The sequence below is a fragment of the Rhodothermales bacterium genome (genome assembly GCA_039944855.1).
Lineage (GTDB): Bacteria > Bacteroidota > Rhodothermia > Rhodothermales > JANQRZ01 > JBBSMX01.
Window position 1 is genome coordinate 1 of the sequence record JBDUXZ010000013.1, and the last position, 17219, is coordinate 17219.

Consider the following 17219-nt stretch of genomic DNA (forward strand, 5'->3'; position numbering starts at 1 on the left):
GCTCGTGTTCGACTTCGGCAACCCGATGCCGAACATGAACCCGATCAACTTCGACAACACGTACAACAAGGCGTCGATCTTCTTCGACTTCCAGTGCAACCTCCCCCCGACGGCGAGCGGGCCGGGGATCTACTACTGGGACGATGTCGCCTTCGGTGACGTCATGCCGGTCGCGAGCGAAGACGGCAGCGGCCTCCCCCGGATGCTGGAGCTGACGCAGAACTACCCGAACCCGTTCGGCGCGAGCACGACGATCCACTTCTCGCTACCGAGTGCGGAGTACGTCGGCGTCTACGTCTACAACGTCCTGGGCCAGCGCGTCGCTACACTCGCCGAGGAGACGCTGGAGGCGGGTGACCACGCGCTGTCGTTCGACGCGTCGGGCCTCGCGAGCGGCACGTACTTCTACCGCCTGAACCACGGCGCGGGGAGCCTCACCCGGTCGATGGTGTTGACTCGGTAGTCTCTCCCTCCGATGCTCGTGCAGGCGAAGACGCTTCTCCTCCGACGGGGGAGGCGTCTTCGTCGTTCGTTGCATCGACGCCTTCCGTCCACTGAGCCCGGCCTGATACCATGCGCTTCCGCCTCCTGCTTCTCTTCGTCCTCATCACGGGTCTCGCCTCCGGGTGCGGCGTCCGACTAGAGCGGGCCTCCAACGCCGAGCGGCCCGAGGCCCGAGCGGACCAGACCGCCGTGGACTCGCTGCTCGCGGCTGATTCGACCGGAGTCGCGCTCGCCGCCGATGATGGACCCGCGCAGATCCAGAGTGCCGTCGGCGCGGGGAACGTGCCGACGGGCGTGGGATCGGGTGCGGCACAGGGCGTAGCGGTGGACGCGTCGCGGCTCGGCTCGCTCCGAGACGTAGAGCGCGGACCCGTCGCCGCCGACCTGCTCGACTCCGAGGCGTTCCTCCGCGCGGCGAGCACGCCGAGCGCGGTGCCGGACGACGCCGATGCCCGCGCCGCTGCGCTCCTGGCGCAGATGACGCTCGAAGAGAAGGTCGGGCAGATGACGCAGATCACGCTCGAAGTGATCGCCGACAAGTCGGCGCGGCCGTACCTCATCGACCGGGCGAAGCTGCGGCGCGCCGTCGAGGACTACCACGTCGGCAGCGTGCTCAACGTCGTGGACGAGACGTACACCGTTGCCGAGTGGCGGGCGATCACCGGCGCCATCGACAGCCTCTCGCGGGCGACGCGCCTTGGCGTCCCCGTGCTCTACGGCATCGACGCCGTGCACGGCGCGAACTACACCGTCGACGCGGCGCTTTTCCCCCAGAACATCGGGCTGGCTGCCACCTTCAACCCCGCGCTCGTGCAAGAGGCCGCTGCCCTGACGGCTCGCGATGTACGTGCGAGCGGGATCCCGTGGGACTTCGCGCCCGTGCTCGACATCGGCCGCCACGTCGCGTGGTCGCGGTTCTACGAGACGTTCGGCGAGGACCCGCACCTCGCGAGCGTGATGGGCGTCGCGCAGGTGCGCGGGTACGAAGGCGCGAATCTCGACGCGGGCACGAGCGTCGCCGCGACGGCGAAGCACTACGTAGGCTACAGCGGACCGCGGACGGGCCGCGACCGGTCGAGCGCGTTCATCACCGAGCGCGAGCTGTGGGAGCTGTACCTGCCGCCGTACCGGGCCGCGATCGACGCGGGCGTCCACACCGTGATGATCAACTCCGGCGACATCAACGGCGTCCCGGTCCACGCGAGCCATCGGCTCCTCACGGAAGTTCTGCGCGACGAACTGGGCTTCGAGGGCTTCACCGTCAGCGATTGGGAGGACATCAAAAAGCTCGAACTCATCCACCGCGTCGCCGAGAGCGAGCGCGAGGCGACGAAGATCGCCGTCCTCGCCGGCGTCGACATGAGCATGGTGCCCAACGACTTCTCGTTCTACGACCATCTCCTCGGCCTCGCGCGCGACGGCGAGGTGCCCCTCGCGCGGATCGACGAAGCCGTCGGCCGCATCCTCCGCGTGAAAGCTCGCCTCGGTCTCCTCGACGCGCCCGCCGTGGACGGCTCGGTGCCCGAAGCCGTCGGGAGCGACGCGGCGCATCGCACAGCGCTTCAGGCGGCGCGCGAGTCCATCACGCTCCTCCGCAACGGCGACGTGGACGGCGCGCCGATCCTCCCACTCGCCCCGGACGCCCGCGTACTCGTGACCGGCCCCGCCGCCGCGTCGATGCGCGCGCTCAACAACGGCTGGACGTACACGTGGCAGGGCGACGGCCGCGCCGAGCTGTTCTTCCCCGAGGGACGCACCGTGCTCGACGGCATCCGCGCGATTGCGGGCACCGAGAACGTGGACTACGTCGAGGGCACCTCGTTCGACGCCGCGCTCGACCTCGATGCCGCCGCGACGGCGGCGCGTCGGGCGGACGTGGCCGTCGTCGTGCTCGGCGAGAGCAGCTACGCCGAGGTGCCGGGCTCCATCACGGACCTCACACTCCCGCAGGGCCAACTCGACCTGCTCGACGCTGTCGCCGCGACGGGCAAGCCGGTCGTGCTTGTCCTCGTTGAGGGCCGACCCCGCGTGCTCGGCGAGCACGCCGCGGCGGCCGACGCGATCGTGATGGCGTACAACCCCGGCAACGAAGGGGGGCAGGCCGTGGCCGAGGTCCTCTTCGGGCGCGTGAACCCGAGCGGGCGGCTCCCGTTCACGTATCCGTCGGGCCCGAACATGCTCGTCCCGTACGACCGCACGCTCTCCGACGATCAGGACACGAGCTACGGCTTCGACGGCTTCCGCCCGCTCGCGCGTTTCGGCGACGGGTTGAGCTACACGGCCTTCGCTACGTCCGCCCTCGGGGTCCCGCCACAGGCGTCGCTAGACGGGCTCGGCGAGGGCGTAGCCGTGACGGTGACGGTCGAGAACACCGGGCCGGTGGCGGGGCACGAGGTCGTGCTGGTCTACCTCGCGGACCTCGTCGCGAGCGTCGCCCCACCGATGGAGCGGCTCGTCCGCTTCGCGAAGGTCTACCTCGAACCCGGCGAGCGCCGCACGCTCTCGTTCGCGCTCGACGCCCGCGCCCTCTCGTTCGTGGACGAAACCGGCCGGCGGCTCGTCGAGCCCGGCCGCTTCACGGTCCGCGTCGCCGATCAGACGGCCGACTTCGCGCTCGACGGCGATACTCCGCTCGTTCTCTCCTCACGGTAATCCTCCCATGCGCGTCCTCCCTCTCGCCCTCGCTCTGCTCTTCGTCGCGGCCTCCGGCGCGCACGCTCAAGACCCGCCGTCCGACGAGTGGATCCTCGTGTGGGAAGAGGACTTCGCCGCCCGCGATGCCGCGTTCGACGCGCGCTGGGACGTCGGCACGCACACGTTCGACGGCAACGAGGCGCAGTTCGTCGCGGAAAACGTCGTCGTCGAGGACGGGCTGCTGAAGCTCCGCCTCACCGACGAGCCGGCTGGCAACCGGCTCTACAGCGGGGCCGAGCTGCGCACCGACAACCAGACGGGCTTCTTCACGTACGGCCGCTTCGAGGCCCGGATGAAAGCGGCCACGGGGTCGGGCATCATCTCGTCGCTCTTCACCTTCCGCTACCAGCCGTGGCAGGAGATCGACATCGAGTTCAAGGGGCGCGACACGAACGCGATGCAGGCGAACATCTTCTACAACGGGGGCCGCGCGGGCGACCCGAACAACGAGCCCTACGAGGTGCCGCCGTTCCCCGAAGACGCGCCGCTGCCGTACGACGCCGCGGAGGAGTTCCACGTCTACGCCTTCGAGTGGGAGCCCGGCATCATCCGCTGGTTCGTCGACGGCGAGCAGGTGCTGGAGAGCCAAGACCCGGCGCAGGTCCCGAATCTCCCGCAGCAGCTCATGATGAACATCTGGATCACCAACCTCCCGTGGGCCGGCCCGCTCGACCCCGACGCCGCCCCCGCCGAGGCGCAGTACGACTGGGTCCGCGTCTACCGCCGCGACCGCGGCCTCGTCTTCGACACGTTCGACGACGGCGACGTGAGCGACGTCTTCGTCTTCAGCGAGACGGGCGGCGGCATTGGCGTCGGCCCGATCGAGGACGCGAACGGCGTGCCCGACCGGGCGGTCAACGTCGGCATCAATCCGGCCGGGGCGGGGTCGTTCGCCGGGGTCGTCTTCGCGGGCGATGCCGGGGTGATGGACGCCAGCGAGGCGACCGCGCTCACGTTCCAGCTTCGCCCGTCCATCCAGGCGAGCAACCTCCCGCTCACACTCGAGATCAACCTCCACGAGGACGTGAACGGCAACAACGCCTACGACGGCGCGACCGAGGACGAGTACCAGGCGACTTACGAAGTCACCGGCCCGTCGGGCTACGTCGACGTATCGATCCCGCTCTCGGCGTTCACCGACGACAACTCGGTCTTCCCCGGCGCCAATGACGGGTTCGACTACACGAAGCTGTTGGAGATCGTCGTCGCCATCGTCGGACCGACGGGGCCGGGCTACGCGCTCTCGTTCGACGAGTTCGCCTTCGCCGCCGTGACGACGGCGGCCGAAGCGCAACCCGAGCCCTTCGCCACCGCGCCGGTCGTCTTCCCGAACCCGACGCGAGACGCGGCCACGGTCGCCTTCGAGCTCGCGGCGCCCTCCGATGTCCGTGTGGAGGTGTTCGACCTGTTGGGCCGTCGCGTGGCCGAGGTCGCAGCGGATATTCAAGCGGCGGGGATGGTCCGCCTCGATGTGTCCACGGAGGGCTTAGCGCCGGGCGTCTACCTCGCCCGCGTGCAAACGGAGACGGCGGTGACCACGACGCGCTTCTCAGTCGTGCGATAACGCCGGGTCGGGGCGGAGGGCGACCCTCCATCACACATGCAGGGCAGGCTTGAAAGCGGCGGGAGATCTGGCGCATCCTTTGGCCTATCCTTTTGTTGCATCTGTTTTTATCCTATCATGAGGTCCTCCGTACGGGTTAGGCGCCGGTGCGATGGCACGGAGGCGCTGAACCGTTGGGTGTTTGTGCGGGGATACTGCCGGGTGGCACTGCCGTCTCCGGCTCGTCTCGCTCTCTCTGCTCCGTGGACGACTCATGATGCCGCCGTGGACCACCCCTCCCGCCGCAGCTGCTGACGAAGCGGCAGGGAAGCCCGTGTGCGATGAGGTGCAAGTCCGAGGAGCGTATCGCGGGGCTTTGCTCGGCCCCGAGCTCGAGTTCTTCGTCGTGAACGAGCGGACGCTGAAGCCGTGGGATGGGATGGGCGTGCTGGCTCGCCACCCGCTGTTCGGCGAGGCCATCAAGCCGGAGATCGCCCGAGAGCAAGTGGAACTCGTCGCCCCGCCGACGTGGTCGCTCGGAGAGATGGAGCGGTTCCTGACGGACCTCGTGCACGAAGTCGGAGCGCTCCTGAAAGCGGAGGGGGCCTGCCTGCTGCCGCTCGCGCTCTACGACACGGCGCCCTTCACGATCACCGAGGCGCCCCGCTACCGCCTGCTCCTCGACGTGTTCGGCGAGCACTTCTGGACGCACGCGCGCGCCATCGTCGCCGACCAAGTGAACGTGGGCGCCGCCGACGAGGCCCAGGCGTTCCGCGTGTTCGAAGCCGTAACCCACTACCTCCCGCTCTACATGGCGATCTCGGTGGCGAGCCCGTTTCTGGGAGGGCGCCCCACCGGCGTGGCGAGCAACCGGATGGCGCTCTACGACGCCTGCGCGAGCCGCTACCCCGAACTGGTCGGACTGCCCCCGCCGATCGCCTCGCTCCGCCACTACAACCTGTTGTTGGAGCGGCAGCCGGTCCTCCACCACCCGAACATGTTTTACCGCTACGCGCGGCCGATGCCTCAGCGCGGCGTGGCCGCCGAGATCCGCTGCATCGACAAGCAGCCCACGCTGCGGGACTTCATGGCGCTCGTCGCCCTCTCGAAAGCCATCGCCGGCGAGGCGACGGCGTCGGACCGGCTGTACTCGCGCGACGGGTTGGAAATACGCTTCGCCGAGGCGCGGCGGCGCGGGGTGACGCGCCCGGCCGCGTGCAAGCGGACGCTCGACCGGCTGCGGGCGTTTCTCGACGAGGGCGAGCAGGTTTACTTCGACCCGCTCTACGAACGTCTCCTCTACGGCTCGGCGGCGTCGGTCCTCCAGAAGCGCGCACGGGAGCAGGGGTACGACGCCGCGCTCCGCCACCTCGCCGCCCACTACCTCGATCCCGCAGCGTCATGACAATTTCGGCGACATCGAACGAGTCGACGGCAGCCGCTGCTGCGGAGGCGTTCGAGCGTATGGCAGCCACGTACGTCCCGCTGCGCGGACGGCTCCACGTCTTTGGCAGCGGCGAGCAGCACTTCGTCATGCCGGGCGTGGACGACGAGCGGGTGCGGCGCACGCCGGCCGGTCTCGAACTCGCCCTGCCAGACGCGCTGGCCGAACTCGAGCGGCAGGGCCGCCGGTGTCTGTTCGTTGTCGGCGGAGCGGGGGCGGGGAAGACGGCTTTTTTGCAGGCGCTCTGTGGGGCGGTAGTGCGAGACGGCGGCGCTGTCGCCGGGCGTCCCGTCTGGCACGGCGAGGTGGCAACGGTGCTCGCCACGGACTCCGGCGCGGGGACGCGTGCGCAGCTCCCGGCGAATGGGTACATCCTGCTCGACGGGTTCGACCGGATCAAACCGGAGGCCGCGCGGGTCGAGGCCGTGCGCACGCTCGAAGCGGTGATGGTGGAGCGGCCCGAGGCGCGGTTCGTTGTGGCGTCGCGGCCGTCGGCCCTGTCGTCGGCGTGGCTGGACGATCGTTTTTTAGAGGTGCGGCTGTGCGCGTTGGACGGGACAGAACGGGCGCGCCTCATCGAGCGGTGCTCCGCAGCGTCGGACGGCGGCGATGCCGATGCGGTAGCGGTGCGGTTGACGGAGGCTTGCGCGACCCCCGCCGGTGCTTTTCTGGCGCGTACCCCGCTCGTCGTCCGCGCCCTCTGCGAGCGGGTCGACCGCGACGGGACGCTGCCCGGCCCCGTGTCCGAGTGGGTGGAGGCGTGTGCGCTCTGGGCTGATGAGCGTCGCGATCTAGCCTCGACGGTGGACGGGCTGCGGCGAGGCGTGGAGGACCTCAGAAACGCATACGGCAACGGTCGCGAAGCGCTCTCCCTGATCCGGGTTCGCGGCGGCTCGTTCCCAATGGGCTCGCCAGACGACGAGGCGGGGCGGTGGAGCGACGAGGGGCCGGTGCACACGGTCACCGTACCCGACTTCCTGCTCGCGCCGCTTCCCGTGATGAACCACGCGTACGGCCTCTACCTCGCCGCTCACCCCGACACGGAACCGCCGCCGCACTGGGGCGACCCCGCTTTCTCGCACCCCGATCAGCCGGTCGTGGGCGTAGAGTGGGAGGAGGCGCGCCGGTACGCCGCGTGGGCCGGCGGCCGGCTCCCGACCGAGGCCGAGTGGGAGTACGCCTGCCGCGCCGGCACGTCGGCTCCACGCTACGGCGACATCGAGTCGATTTGCTGGTATCGGGGCAACAGCGGGGCGGAACTGCACCCCGTCGGGCAGAAGGAGCCGAACGCGTGGGGCTTCCACGACATGCTCGGCAACGCATGGGAATGGGTCGAGGACGACTTCCACGCCGGCTACGCGGGAGCGCCCGACGACGGGCAGGCGTGGTGCGATCGGCCTCGCCGAACATCGCACGTACTCCGTGGAGGCTCGTGGGCGGACGCGTCCCACGTCCCGCGCGCGGCGACCCGGCTGAACGACCACCCCGGGCCGCGTATCGCGAATGTCGGATTCCGCCTCGCCCGATCCCTCCATCCCTGACCCCGCGCCCAACGGCCCGGCCATGCCCTCGACTCCCAACCGAACCGCCTCGCACGAGACGCCCGTCGCCATTCTCGGCGGCGGCGTGGCCGGGCTCAGCCTGGCGCTCGCGCTGACGCGCGCGGGCGTCGGGTGCCGGGTGTACGAGCGGTCCCTCGACATCGGCGGCGGCGGGATGGGATTCATCCTCATGCCTGACGGGCTCGCGGCGCTGGAGCGACTGGGTTGTGCCGACGCCGTGCGGCAGGCGGGCGCTACTGCGTGGCGGTCCGAAGAGCGGTCGGCGTCCGGCGCTCCGCTCGCTGAGAAGGTGCTGCCCGAGCACGTGTGCATTCTCCGCCGCGCGCTGCTTCCGCTGCTGTTCGCGGCGCTCCCCGACGGCATCGTGCGGCAGGGCATCGCGTTCGCCGGATTCGACGAGGGGGAGCATCGCGCGGCGCGGCTCGTGACGGACCCGGGAGAAACATCCGGCGAGACCGTCACGGCAGCGGCCTATGTCGGGGCCGACGGCAAGCGGTCGCGGGTGCGGGAGGCGCTGTTCCCGGCCCACCGAGTCGAAGAGACGCCCGTCACCGAGTTGATCAACGGCCTTCACGCCCCCAACGTGGCCGAGGCGCTGCGCGACCGACTCCTCAAGTTCAGGGACGAGCGCGGCGGCCTCGCCGTCGGGCTCGCGTCGGTGGGGGAGGGCGAGGTCGTCTGGTACGTCCAGTTCGACCGGCGCGCCCACCCGATGCCGGAGGACGAGGCGGACGCCAAAGAGCGCTTCGCGCGCCGTCTCCTCCGGGGCTGGCCGGAGCCGCTGCCGGATCTCATTCGCCGGACCGATTTCAGCCGCTCCTACCTCTCGGAAGTCGTCGGGATGGCGACGCTGCCGCGCCTGTACGGCGGGGACACCGTGCTCGTCGGCGATGCGGCGCACCCGCTGCCGACGCTGCTGGGGCAGGGGGCGAACGCGGCGGTCTGCGACGCTGTCCTGCTCGCCGACGCGCTCCTCGGGAACGGCGGATTCTCGGCGGAGCCGGCAGCGCTCCAACGCGCCTTAACCCGCTACGACCGACGGCGCTTGCCGGAGGTGGACGCCCTCCACCGCGAAGGGCGGGCGCGGGTCGATGCGTTTACCCGATCCGCCGATCGGGTCGGTGCGCCCCCGCCGTTCTCCCTCCGTGAACCTTCGAGCCGAGCCACGCTATGAGCCCTGTCGCTACGCCTACTCTCTTCACCGACGATGCGGTCCGCATGGACCTGCTGCGCGAGCGGGCGCACAACATGCGGTGGGCCGAGCTTCCGCCCGACGTGATCGTACTGACGGCAGCGGACCCCGACTTCCCCGTCGCGCATGAGATTCGGGAAGCCATCCGCGAATACGTCGGCGGCGGTGTGCTGTCGTATGGCCCGGCGGAAGGTCTCCCGAGCTTCCGCCACGCCGCCGCCCGCTTCGCCCTCGAGCGGCGCGGGATCGACGCGCACCCCGACCGCGTCCTCGCTACCGACTCGGCCGCGGCGGCGATGCACGTCATCGCCCGCTTCGCGCTGGAGCCGGGCGACGAGGCGATCATCTTCGATCCCGTCGACTTCCTGTTTCAGCAGTCGGTCGAGGCGGCGGGCGGGATCGCCGTGCGGAGCCCCATCGACCCGGCACGCGGGGCGTTCGACGTGGAGGACGTGCGGGCGCGGATCACGCCGCGCACGCGGATGGTCGGGCTGTGCAACCCGCACAACCCCTTCGGGCTCGTCGCCACGCGGGAGGAGCTGCAGGCGCTCGGAGAACTGGCCATCGAGCACGATCTGTGGATCATGTCCGACGAGATCTGGTCCGACATCGTCTTCCCGCCGCACGAGCACGTTAGCATCGCGTCGCTCGGGCCGGAGATCGCCGCCCGCGTGCTCACCGTCTTCGGATACTCGAAGTCGTTCGGGCTGGCCGGCCTCCGCATCGGGTTCCTCGTCGCCCCCGACGCCGACGTCTTCGAAGCCGTGACCGAGGCCTCGCACGCGCGCTCGACCATGTTCGGTGCGGCGACGGTGTCGCAGATCGGGGCGCAGGCAGCCTACGAACACGGCTGGTACTGGGTCGATGCGTTCCTCGATCACCTCCTCGGCGTGCGCGACCGCGCCGCCGCCCGGCTCAACGCCATCGAAGGCGTGACGTGCCGTGCTCCACAGGGGACGTACCTCCTCTTCCCAGACGTGAGCGCCTTCGGCCTGAGCAGCATGGAGCTGACCGACTACCTCCTCACCGAAGGCCGCGTGGGCGTGGTGCCGGGCGCTGCCCGGTGGTTCGGCCCCGGCGCGGAGGGCCACATCCGCATCGCGTTCCCGACCTCGAATGCCATCATCGACGAGGGGCTCGACCGCATCGAGCACGCGCTCGCTCGACTCGGCGGAGGTGGGTGAGGGGACACGTTCCCGCCCACAGATCGCTTCACGTTCATCCCCGACATCCACCGTCATGTGCCGCGTCGTCGCCTACCTCGGGTCCCCGCTCCTGCTCGACGTGCTCCTCTACCGCTCGGACAGTTCGCTCGTCCGGCAGGCCTACGACCCGAGCATGCTCTCCTTCATGAACCTCGCCGGCTCGGGCTTCGCTGCCTGGGATTCGGCCTCGCCGCGCCCCGAGGTACCGTTCCTCTACAAAGATACCCTGCTGCCGATGTACGACAGCAATCTGATCCAGATGAGCGGCAAGATCCGCAGCGAGTGCATGATCGCGCACGTCCGTGGGGAGGACTACTACGGCGGGTCCGCGCCCCAAGTCGGCCGCGCCAACCTGCACCCATTCCAGTACGAGGGCGCAGGTCTGGCGATGGCGCACAACGGCGGACTGGCGCGTTTCGCCGAGATGAAGTACCACCTGCTGCCCCACATCCGCGAGGAGGTGGCCGCACGGATCGAGGGGACGACCGACAGCGAGTGGCTCTACGCCCTGCTCCTGTCCCGCTTCGAGGGGAGCGCCGCAGAGGCAGGCCCCGACGAACTGGCCTCCGCCGTGGTCGAGACGCTCCGCATCGTCCGCGCCGTCCGCGACGAGCACGGGATTGACGTCGCCTCGGGCGTGAACCTCTTCGCCTCCAACGGCACGACGCTCGTCGCCACGCGCTTCAGCTACGACTTCGGGTGCTACGACGGCCAGATCAACGAGCGGCAGCTCGTCTACCACTCGCTCTGGTTCACGGCCGGGCAGGCCTACGGGCGCTACGAGGACGAGTGGCGCATGGGCGGGAGCATGGACGAGGCCGACTCCATCCTCATCGCCTCCGAGCCGCTCACCCGCGACGCCTCCTCGTGGATCGAGGTGCCCGAGTACACCCTGCTCACCGCGACCCGCACCGACGGCCGGCTCGCCCTCACCGCCCGAGACCTCGACCTATGACGAGCACCACCAACGCCACCGCGTTTCTCCGAACGCTCGATTTGTTCAGCGACCTCTCCGATCGCGAGATCGAGGAGCTTGCGCTGACGGCCGTGCCGTTCGAACGGAGCGCGGGGGGCTACCTCTTCCACCAGGGCGATGTGGCTGACGCGATGTACGGCATCGAGGAGGGTACCGTCCGCATCACCGTGCGGATGGCCGGCGAAGAGGAGGTCGAGTTGGTCAGGGTGGGGGCGGGGGCCGTCGTGGGCGAGATGGGGCTCGTCGATGCCGACGTGCGTTCGGCGTCGGCCGCAGCCACCGAGGCGCTGAGCGGCTACCGCATCGACGCGGCGGCGTTCGACGTGCTGCGTGCCGCGTTCCGCCCCAGCTCGTGCAAGGTCGTCCGGCGTCTCGCCGAGCTGATCAGCTCGCGCATCCGCGCCACGACGCTCGACCTCTACGGAGCGGCGGACGCGCCCGCTCTGAACGACGCCGATCGCTCGCCACCGGTCTCGTCCTCCCGCCGCCACCGCCAGGACCCGGACCTGGACCACCTCCTCTGCCTGCCCATCTTCGGCGCGTTCGCTCGGGACGAGATGGCGGACCTGCTCGGCGAGATGGACTGGCTGGAAGTGCCGCGCGGCTGCGTGATCTTCGAGACGGGCGATGCGCCCGACGCCTGCTACGTCGTGACGCGCGGGGCCGTGGAAGCCACGCGCTTCCGGGGCGGCGGGCACGAGAAGATCGCGCTGTGGGGGCCGGGCCGGATGGTCGGCGAGCAGGCGCTCTTCTCGTCGGAGCCGCGCGACGTGCGGGCGACGGCCCGCGAAGACTGCCACCTGCTTCGACTGGAGGTGGAGCCCTTTCGGAGGCTCTTCGACGAGACCTCCACGATCGCCTTCAAGCTCTCGGACGCGGCTACGCAGCAGATGGTGGTGGCGCTCCGCAATCTCAACCGGCGCCGGACGTGGCTCACGGCGCACCGCGGCGGCCGCTTCCATTTCTTTAAATAGCTGGACTACGCTATGACTGACACGACCCGTGACTACGACTATCTGATTCTGGGGGCGGGCCCGGGCGGGTTGCAGATGGGGTACTTCTTGCAGCAGCAGGGCTGCCGCTACGTGATCCTCGAGCGGAACGAGGCCGTGGCGTCGTTCTTCCGCAAGCTGCCGCGCAGCCGGAAGCTCATCTCCTTCAACAAGGTCCACTCCATCTTCGACGACCCCGAAATCCTGCTCCGGTGGGACTGGAACTCCCTGTTGACGGACGATTACGGCTTCCTCTTCCGCAACTACAGCCAGCGCTTTTATCCCCACGCCGACGAACTCGTGGCGTACCTGGAAGGCTTCGCCGAGGCGTACCAGCTCAACATCCAGTTCGGCACTAGCGTCGAGGGCGTGCGCCGAGCAGAGGACGGGATGTTCGAGCTCCGTGACAGCGAGGGGGGCTGCTACCGCACGCGGGTGCTGGTCGTCGCGACGGGCCTCAGTAGCGCCTACCGCCCCGACGTGCCGGGGCTCGAAGACACCGACGATTACGAGGACGTCCCGCTCCATGCCGACGCCTTCGCGGGGCAGCGCGTGCTGATCGTAGGGAAGGGGAATTCCTCCCTGGAGATCGCCGACGTAGCCCTCGAATCGGCCGCCATCGTCCATGTCGCGAGCCCGCGCTCGCTCGTGCTCGCGTACAACTCGCGCCACCCCGGACACGTCCGGGCCGAGTACGCGAAGCTCATCGACGCCTACCACCTCAAGACGCTTAACAGCCTCCTCGACTGCTCCGTGCTCGGCATCGCGAAGCAATCGGACGGCACCTTCGTCGTCACCGTGGCCTACACGCATGCTGAGGGCGAGGTCGACGAACTGGTCTACGACCGGGTGGTCCGGTGCACCGGCTTCTGCCTCAACACCGACTTCTACGACGAGGCCTGCCGGCCCGCGACGCTGCTCGACGAGCGGCTGCCCGCGATCACGCCGTACTGGGAGTCCGTGAACGTTCCGGGGCTCTTCTTCGCTGGCGCGCTGATGCAGGGGCGGGACTTCAAGCGCTCCTCCTCGGCCTTCATCGACGGCTTCCGCTACAACGTGCGCACGCTGTTCCGCCACCTCATGAGCCGGTACGAAGACATCCCCGTACCACGTGAGACGCTGCCGGTCGATCCGGAACTGCTCATGCAGACCGTGGTCGAGCGGGCCAGCCGTACCTCGGCACTGTGGGCCCAGTTCGGCTATCTCTGCGACGTCTTCGTCGTGCGGGACGAGCAGGTCGAGTGGTACGAAGAGCTCCCCTTCCAGGGACTGCTGGAAGGGGAGTTCAAGGATGAGGCGCACGTTTACAGCCTGACCTTCGAGTGGGGGAAATGGAACGGGGATGTGATGGCCATCGCCCGTCACCCCGTGCCCGACGCGGCGCACCGCAGCGTGTTTCTCCACCCCATCGTCCGCCGCTTCGCCTTCGGCGAGTTGGTCTCGGAACACCACCTGTTGGAAGACCTGTTCGGGGTCTTCTCCTCGACGCGGGAACGGGGGGGCGTGCTCTCCCACTCGGGCGAAGGCATCGAGGACTACCACCGCTCGGCCCACGAGCAGCCGCTGGCCGCGTACTTCGCCGACGCGTTCGCGCACGGCCCGAGCTCTCAGAGCGAGCGGCTCAATGGAGTGGAGGTGTCGGTCAACGTGCCGTCGCCTCCGCCACTTTCACGAAACGAACCCTCACCCTAGACCCGAGAGATCATGGCTCACATCACCGTTCCTGAAGGCGTCCCCGGCATCCTGGGACCTATGATGCGCTACCCCGAGACGGCGCAGGCGCTCAACGCGCTCGCCCAAACCCTGCTCCGCGGCGAGTCGTCGCTGCTGGAAGCCGAGCGCGAGCTGATCGCGGCCTTCGTCTCTCGGCTCAACGACTGCACGTTCTGCTGCAACTCGCACGCCGCCACGTCGCGCTACCTGTTCGGGGAGCAGCAGGGCGTCGTAGACTCGGTGCTCGACGACATCTTCTCGGCGCCTATTTCGGAGCGGGCCCAGGCCCTGCTTGCGATCGCCGCGAAGGTGCAGCAGGGCGGGCGCCACGTGGAGGATGCGGACGTTGCCCGTGCGCGCGCAGCCGGTGCCGACGACCGAGCGATCCACGACACGGTGCTCATCGCCGCTGCGTTCTGCATGTTCAACCGCTACGTCGACGGGCTCGCCACGTGGGCCCCGCAAGAGCCGAGCGCCTACGAAGCCATCGGGGCGCGGCTGGGAGCGCACGGATACGTAGGCTCTGTGAGTGGGACCGCCTGATTCGGTTTGGAATGCCGCAGGTGAGACGCTGAATGCTTCCGATTGTGGTCGGGAGGGTAGCGGTGGCATCACTCGCAACCTCGGGTGAGCCGGGCTGCCTCGGCCGCGTGCGGGAACAGGTCGCGTGCGGCCTGCGCGTAGTGGCACCGTGCCTCCCGGTCGTTCCGCGAACGCTGGGCGAGGCGGAGCTGGACGCGGTAGTTGCCGGGGTCGAGGCGGGCTGCTCGCTCGAGGCCGGCGCGGGTTTCGTCGGCCGTGTAGAGCGCCATAGCGACCGTTTGCCTGGCGCTTTGCACGGCAGCTGCGCCCGCGCCAAGCGTCAGCACGAGGAGGGCAGTGGCGCGGGCCCAACCCGGCACGCGGACCTCGGGCGCTCCCCCCGGCGACAGCGCGCCGACCGCGGCGGCGACGAGGAGCGTGGGCCACGCCAGCAGGAGGACGGCGTCGAAGGCGCCCACTGTAGCCGTTGCGGCGAGGAGGGCACAGAGGGCGAGGGCCCGCGTTCCGGCTTCCACGTCCGGCGCCCTCCATAGCCCGCGCCAAGCGACGAGGACGAGGCCCCCGGCGGCGAGAGCGAAGAGGAGGAAGCCGACGAGCCCGCGCTCGGCCAGCAGCGCGACGATGTCGCTGCTCGGCCACGGGTTCGCCGTCCGCCCGGCCTCGCTCCGGTCCATGGCGGGGTTCCCTGGCTCGGCGAACGCCGGGTAGACCACCGGCCAGTTCCCCGGTCCGACGCCGAGCACCGGATCGGCGAGGGCCATGCGGAGCGAGGTCCCGTACTGGAGGAGCCGCCCGCGCCCGCTCCCCTCGCGGTAATTGGCGACTCCAGCGGCTGTCTCGAGGTATGGCGCGTCGCTCGTCCAGCGGAGGGCGTTGGGGAGAGTCAGTGCGGCGCCCACGCCGGCGGTCCCTACGAGGAGGGCAAGGACGAAGCGCAGCGCGAAGCGCCTCCGTCGGTGCCGCACGGCGAGGATCGCCACGCCGACGAGGACGACGGCGAGAACGACGACCAGCCCCAGCCACGCCGCCCGCGAGCGTGTTAGCACGAGGGCCCCGGCGGTGAGGGCCACGCCGAGCAGGGCAACGAGGAACGGCTTCGGACGCCGGGCGCCGGCGGCGGCGAGGAGGAGAAGCGGGAGCCCGAGAGCAGCGAAGTGGCCGACGAAGTTGCGGTTGCCCAGCGTGCCGCCGGGCGCACGCTCCACCGAGAATAGGGCCGGCCGGAATCCGTAGGCCTGGACGAGTGCGGTGACGGCGGCCAAGACGACTGCTAGCGCAAGGGCGTGGAGGAGCGGTCGGCCCAGCCCGGCGGCGCCCACCCCCCGCGCCGCCCAGAAGACGGTGACGCCCGACGCGCTGACGGCAAGCGCGCGCGTGGCGAGCCACCCGTTCGCGGCGAACACCGTGGAGGCCGCACTGGCGACGAGGAAGGCGGCCAGCAGCACGTCGACCCGAGCGAAGCGCCACCGCCGAGCGGCACCGAGCGTCAACAGCCCGGCGAGCGCAGCCGTGACGTGGAGGACGAACTCCTTCGGTACGAAGAACCGATCGAGTTCAAACGGTTCATAGGGCACGACGAGCAAGACGGACGCGAGCGCGCCGAGTTGCAGAACGCGGAGGGCCGCCCGCTCCCCACGGGTGGGAGGCGAGGTCGGGCGGGGGGCAGAGAGGGGAGACGGCACGGCAGAAGGTAGCAGCGAGAGTAGAAACGTAGAACGGTCCGCCTCGACCGAGCGCTGGTTTCCACATATGCGAAAGCCCCCACAAACGATCAGTTTGCGGGGGCTTTCTGTGGGCTCTACTGGATTCGAACCAGTGACCTCATCGATGTCAACGATGCGCTCTAACCAACTGAGCTAAGAGCCCGCTGAGGCTTCGCAGACGGCCCGAGGGCCTCCGCGAGCGGGCATCGAATATACCGTGGCCCGAGAACGGGAGTCAAGCGCGCGTGGCCCGTCACGCGGCGTCCCCACGTGAATCTTCTATGCACGGCCCTGGCATTGTGGGCCCGTGCCGGTTACGATTCGGACCCCGCTTCGGTACCTTGACCCGGCGTATGTCGCGACCCACTTTACAAGCGCGGACGCGTGAGTGGACAGGGAGACACCGACGGTCGTCACAATCCGCCTGTTTATCGGCTGCTGCGGCTGCAGATCGTTGGAACAGGAAGCCAATCGCGCGGAATGGCATATGCTTTGGGTGCCGACAGGGACCCCCTGTGCCCGGCCGGCGCTCGTTGAGCTTAAGCTGCTGGGCGTAGCCCATTTGCCTGACGCTCCGTTCTCCAATGGAATTATCATTCGCGCTCCGTTCCCATGAAGGGGCAGGGCGTTCACCGGTACCGTCGATGATGAAAGAGGCCCTAGCCCGGGCGATGGATGCGGCCCGCGACCCGCTGGGGACGCTGACCATCACGCCGTGGCGGTTCTACCTCCTCGGCGCAGAGACGATCTCGGCGGTAGCGTGGCTTTACGCCCGCTTGCTCGAAGGGGAGGTTGGGGCCGATGGCGCACGTGCGGCCTACGAGCAGTGGAGGGCCGTGCCGGGGTGGATCGTCGTGACGTGCATGCGGTTCGAGGACGAGCAGCAGATGGAAACAGCCGTCGAGGACTGCCTCACGTCGGTGCAGCGGTGCTCGCTCTCGCTCTGGAGCGACAACGTTCCGACGAACTGGGTGACCGACGTCGTGACGGAGTCCCCGGACCTGTACGAACTCGTCCAGGTGGACCCCGAGCGCGAACTCGTCCTCGGCATCCTGTGGTACGGGCACCCGGAGCGCCCCTCCGCCGGCGGGCTCAGCAACGACGAGGTGCACGAGCGGCCGTAGGGGAACACGAGAGCACGTAAGTGG

Annotated in this window: 13 protein-coding genes and 1 tRNA gene; 12 read left to right on the top strand and 2 right to left on the bottom strand. The window is 69.4% G+C overall.

The features are described 5' to 3' along the window. From ABJF88_06785 to ABJF88_06835, 11 genes are all read left to right on the top strand, one after another. The coding region (locus ABJF88_06785) for a T9SS type A sorting domain-containing protein (protein MEP0546618.1) at nt 1-463 on the top strand (463 nt) is incomplete at its 5' end. Between the two features lie 110 nt (nt 464-573). Continuing rightward, nucleotides 574-3156 (top strand): glycoside hydrolase family 3 N-terminal domain-containing protein, encoded by a 2583-nt coding sequence (locus ABJF88_06790; GenBank protein ID MEP0546619.1) that lies wholly within the window; start codon nt 574-576, stop codon nt 3154-3156. 7 nt (nt 3157-3163) lie between these two features. Next, nucleotides 3164-4762: a family 16 glycosylhydrolase gene (locus ABJF88_06795; GenBank protein ID MEP0546620.1), complete on the top strand. Its 1599-nt coding sequence runs from the start codon at nt 3164-3166 to the stop codon at nt 4760-4762. Nucleotides 4763-5117: 355 nt separating this feature from the next. Continuing rightward, nucleotides 5118-6146, top strand: a complete 1029-nt coding sequence (locus ABJF88_06800; protein ID MEP0546621.1) for a glutamate-cysteine ligase family protein — start codon at nt 5118-5120, stop codon at nt 6144-6146. Nucleotides 6147-6205: 59 nt separating this feature from the next. Then, nucleotides 6206-7726 carry an SUMF1/EgtB/PvdO family nonheme iron enzyme gene (locus tag ABJF88_06805; protein ID MEP0546622.1) on the top strand — a complete coding sequence of 507 codons (1521 nt, stop codon included), beginning with the start codon at nt 6206-6208 and terminating at the stop codon, nt 7724-7726. Between the two features lie 22 nt (nt 7727-7748). Then, on the top strand, nt 7749-8921 hold the full coding sequence (locus tag ABJF88_06810; GenBank protein ID MEP0546623.1) for an NAD(P)/FAD-dependent oxidoreductase: 1173 nt from the start codon (nt 7749-7751) through the stop codon (nt 8919-8921). After that, nucleotides 8918-10123: a pyridoxal phosphate-dependent aminotransferase gene (locus ABJF88_06815; protein MEP0546624.1), complete on the top strand. Its 1206-nt coding sequence runs from the start codon at nt 8918-8920 to the stop codon at nt 10121-10123. The genes ABJF88_06810 and ABJF88_06815 overlap by 4 nt, the downstream gene beginning before the upstream one ends. Nucleotides 10124-10178: 55 nt before the next feature. Next, on the top strand, nt 10179-11099 hold the full coding sequence (locus ABJF88_06820; protein MEP0546625.1) for a class II glutamine amidotransferase: 921 nt from the start codon (nt 10179-10181) through the stop codon (nt 11097-11099). Further along, complete coding sequence (locus ABJF88_06825) at nt 11096-12094, top strand: cyclic nucleotide-binding domain-containing protein (protein MEP0546626.1); 999 nt, start codon at nt 11096-11098, stop codon at nt 12092-12094. The genes ABJF88_06820 and ABJF88_06825 overlap by 4 nt, the downstream gene beginning before the upstream one ends. A gap of 12 nt (nt 12095-12106) precedes the next feature. Then, complete coding sequence (locus ABJF88_06830) at nt 12107-13804, top strand: NAD(P)-binding domain-containing protein (GenBank protein MEP0546627.1); 1698 nt, start codon at nt 12107-12109, stop codon at nt 13802-13804. Nucleotides 13805-13816: 12 nt separating this feature from the next. Further along, nucleotides 13817-14368 carry a peroxidase-related enzyme gene (locus ABJF88_06835; GenBank protein MEP0546628.1) on the top strand — a complete coding sequence of 184 codons (552 nt, stop codon included), beginning with the start codon at nt 13817-13819 and terminating at the stop codon, nt 14366-14368. Between the two features lie 68 nt (nt 14369-14436). On the opposite strand, the gene ABJF88_06840 is transcribed toward ABJF88_06835, so the two are convergent. Further along, nucleotides 14437-16050 carry an O-antigen ligase family protein gene (locus ABJF88_06840; protein ID MEP0546629.1) on the bottom strand — a complete coding sequence of 538 codons (1614 nt, stop codon included), beginning with the start codon at nt 16048-16050 and terminating at the stop codon, nt 14437-14439. Between the two features lie 110 nt (nt 16051-16160). Next, nucleotides 16161-16234, bottom strand: a tRNA-Val gene (locus tag ABJF88_06845). Between the two features lie 481 nt (nt 16235-16715). On the opposite strand from ABJF88_06845, the gene ABJF88_06850 reads away from it, so the two are divergent. Next, nucleotides 16716-17195: a hypothetical protein gene (locus ABJF88_06850; GenBank protein MEP0546630.1), complete on the top strand. Its 480-nt coding sequence runs from the start codon at nt 16716-16718 to the stop codon at nt 17193-17195. Nucleotides 17196-17219 lie beyond the last annotated feature (24 nt).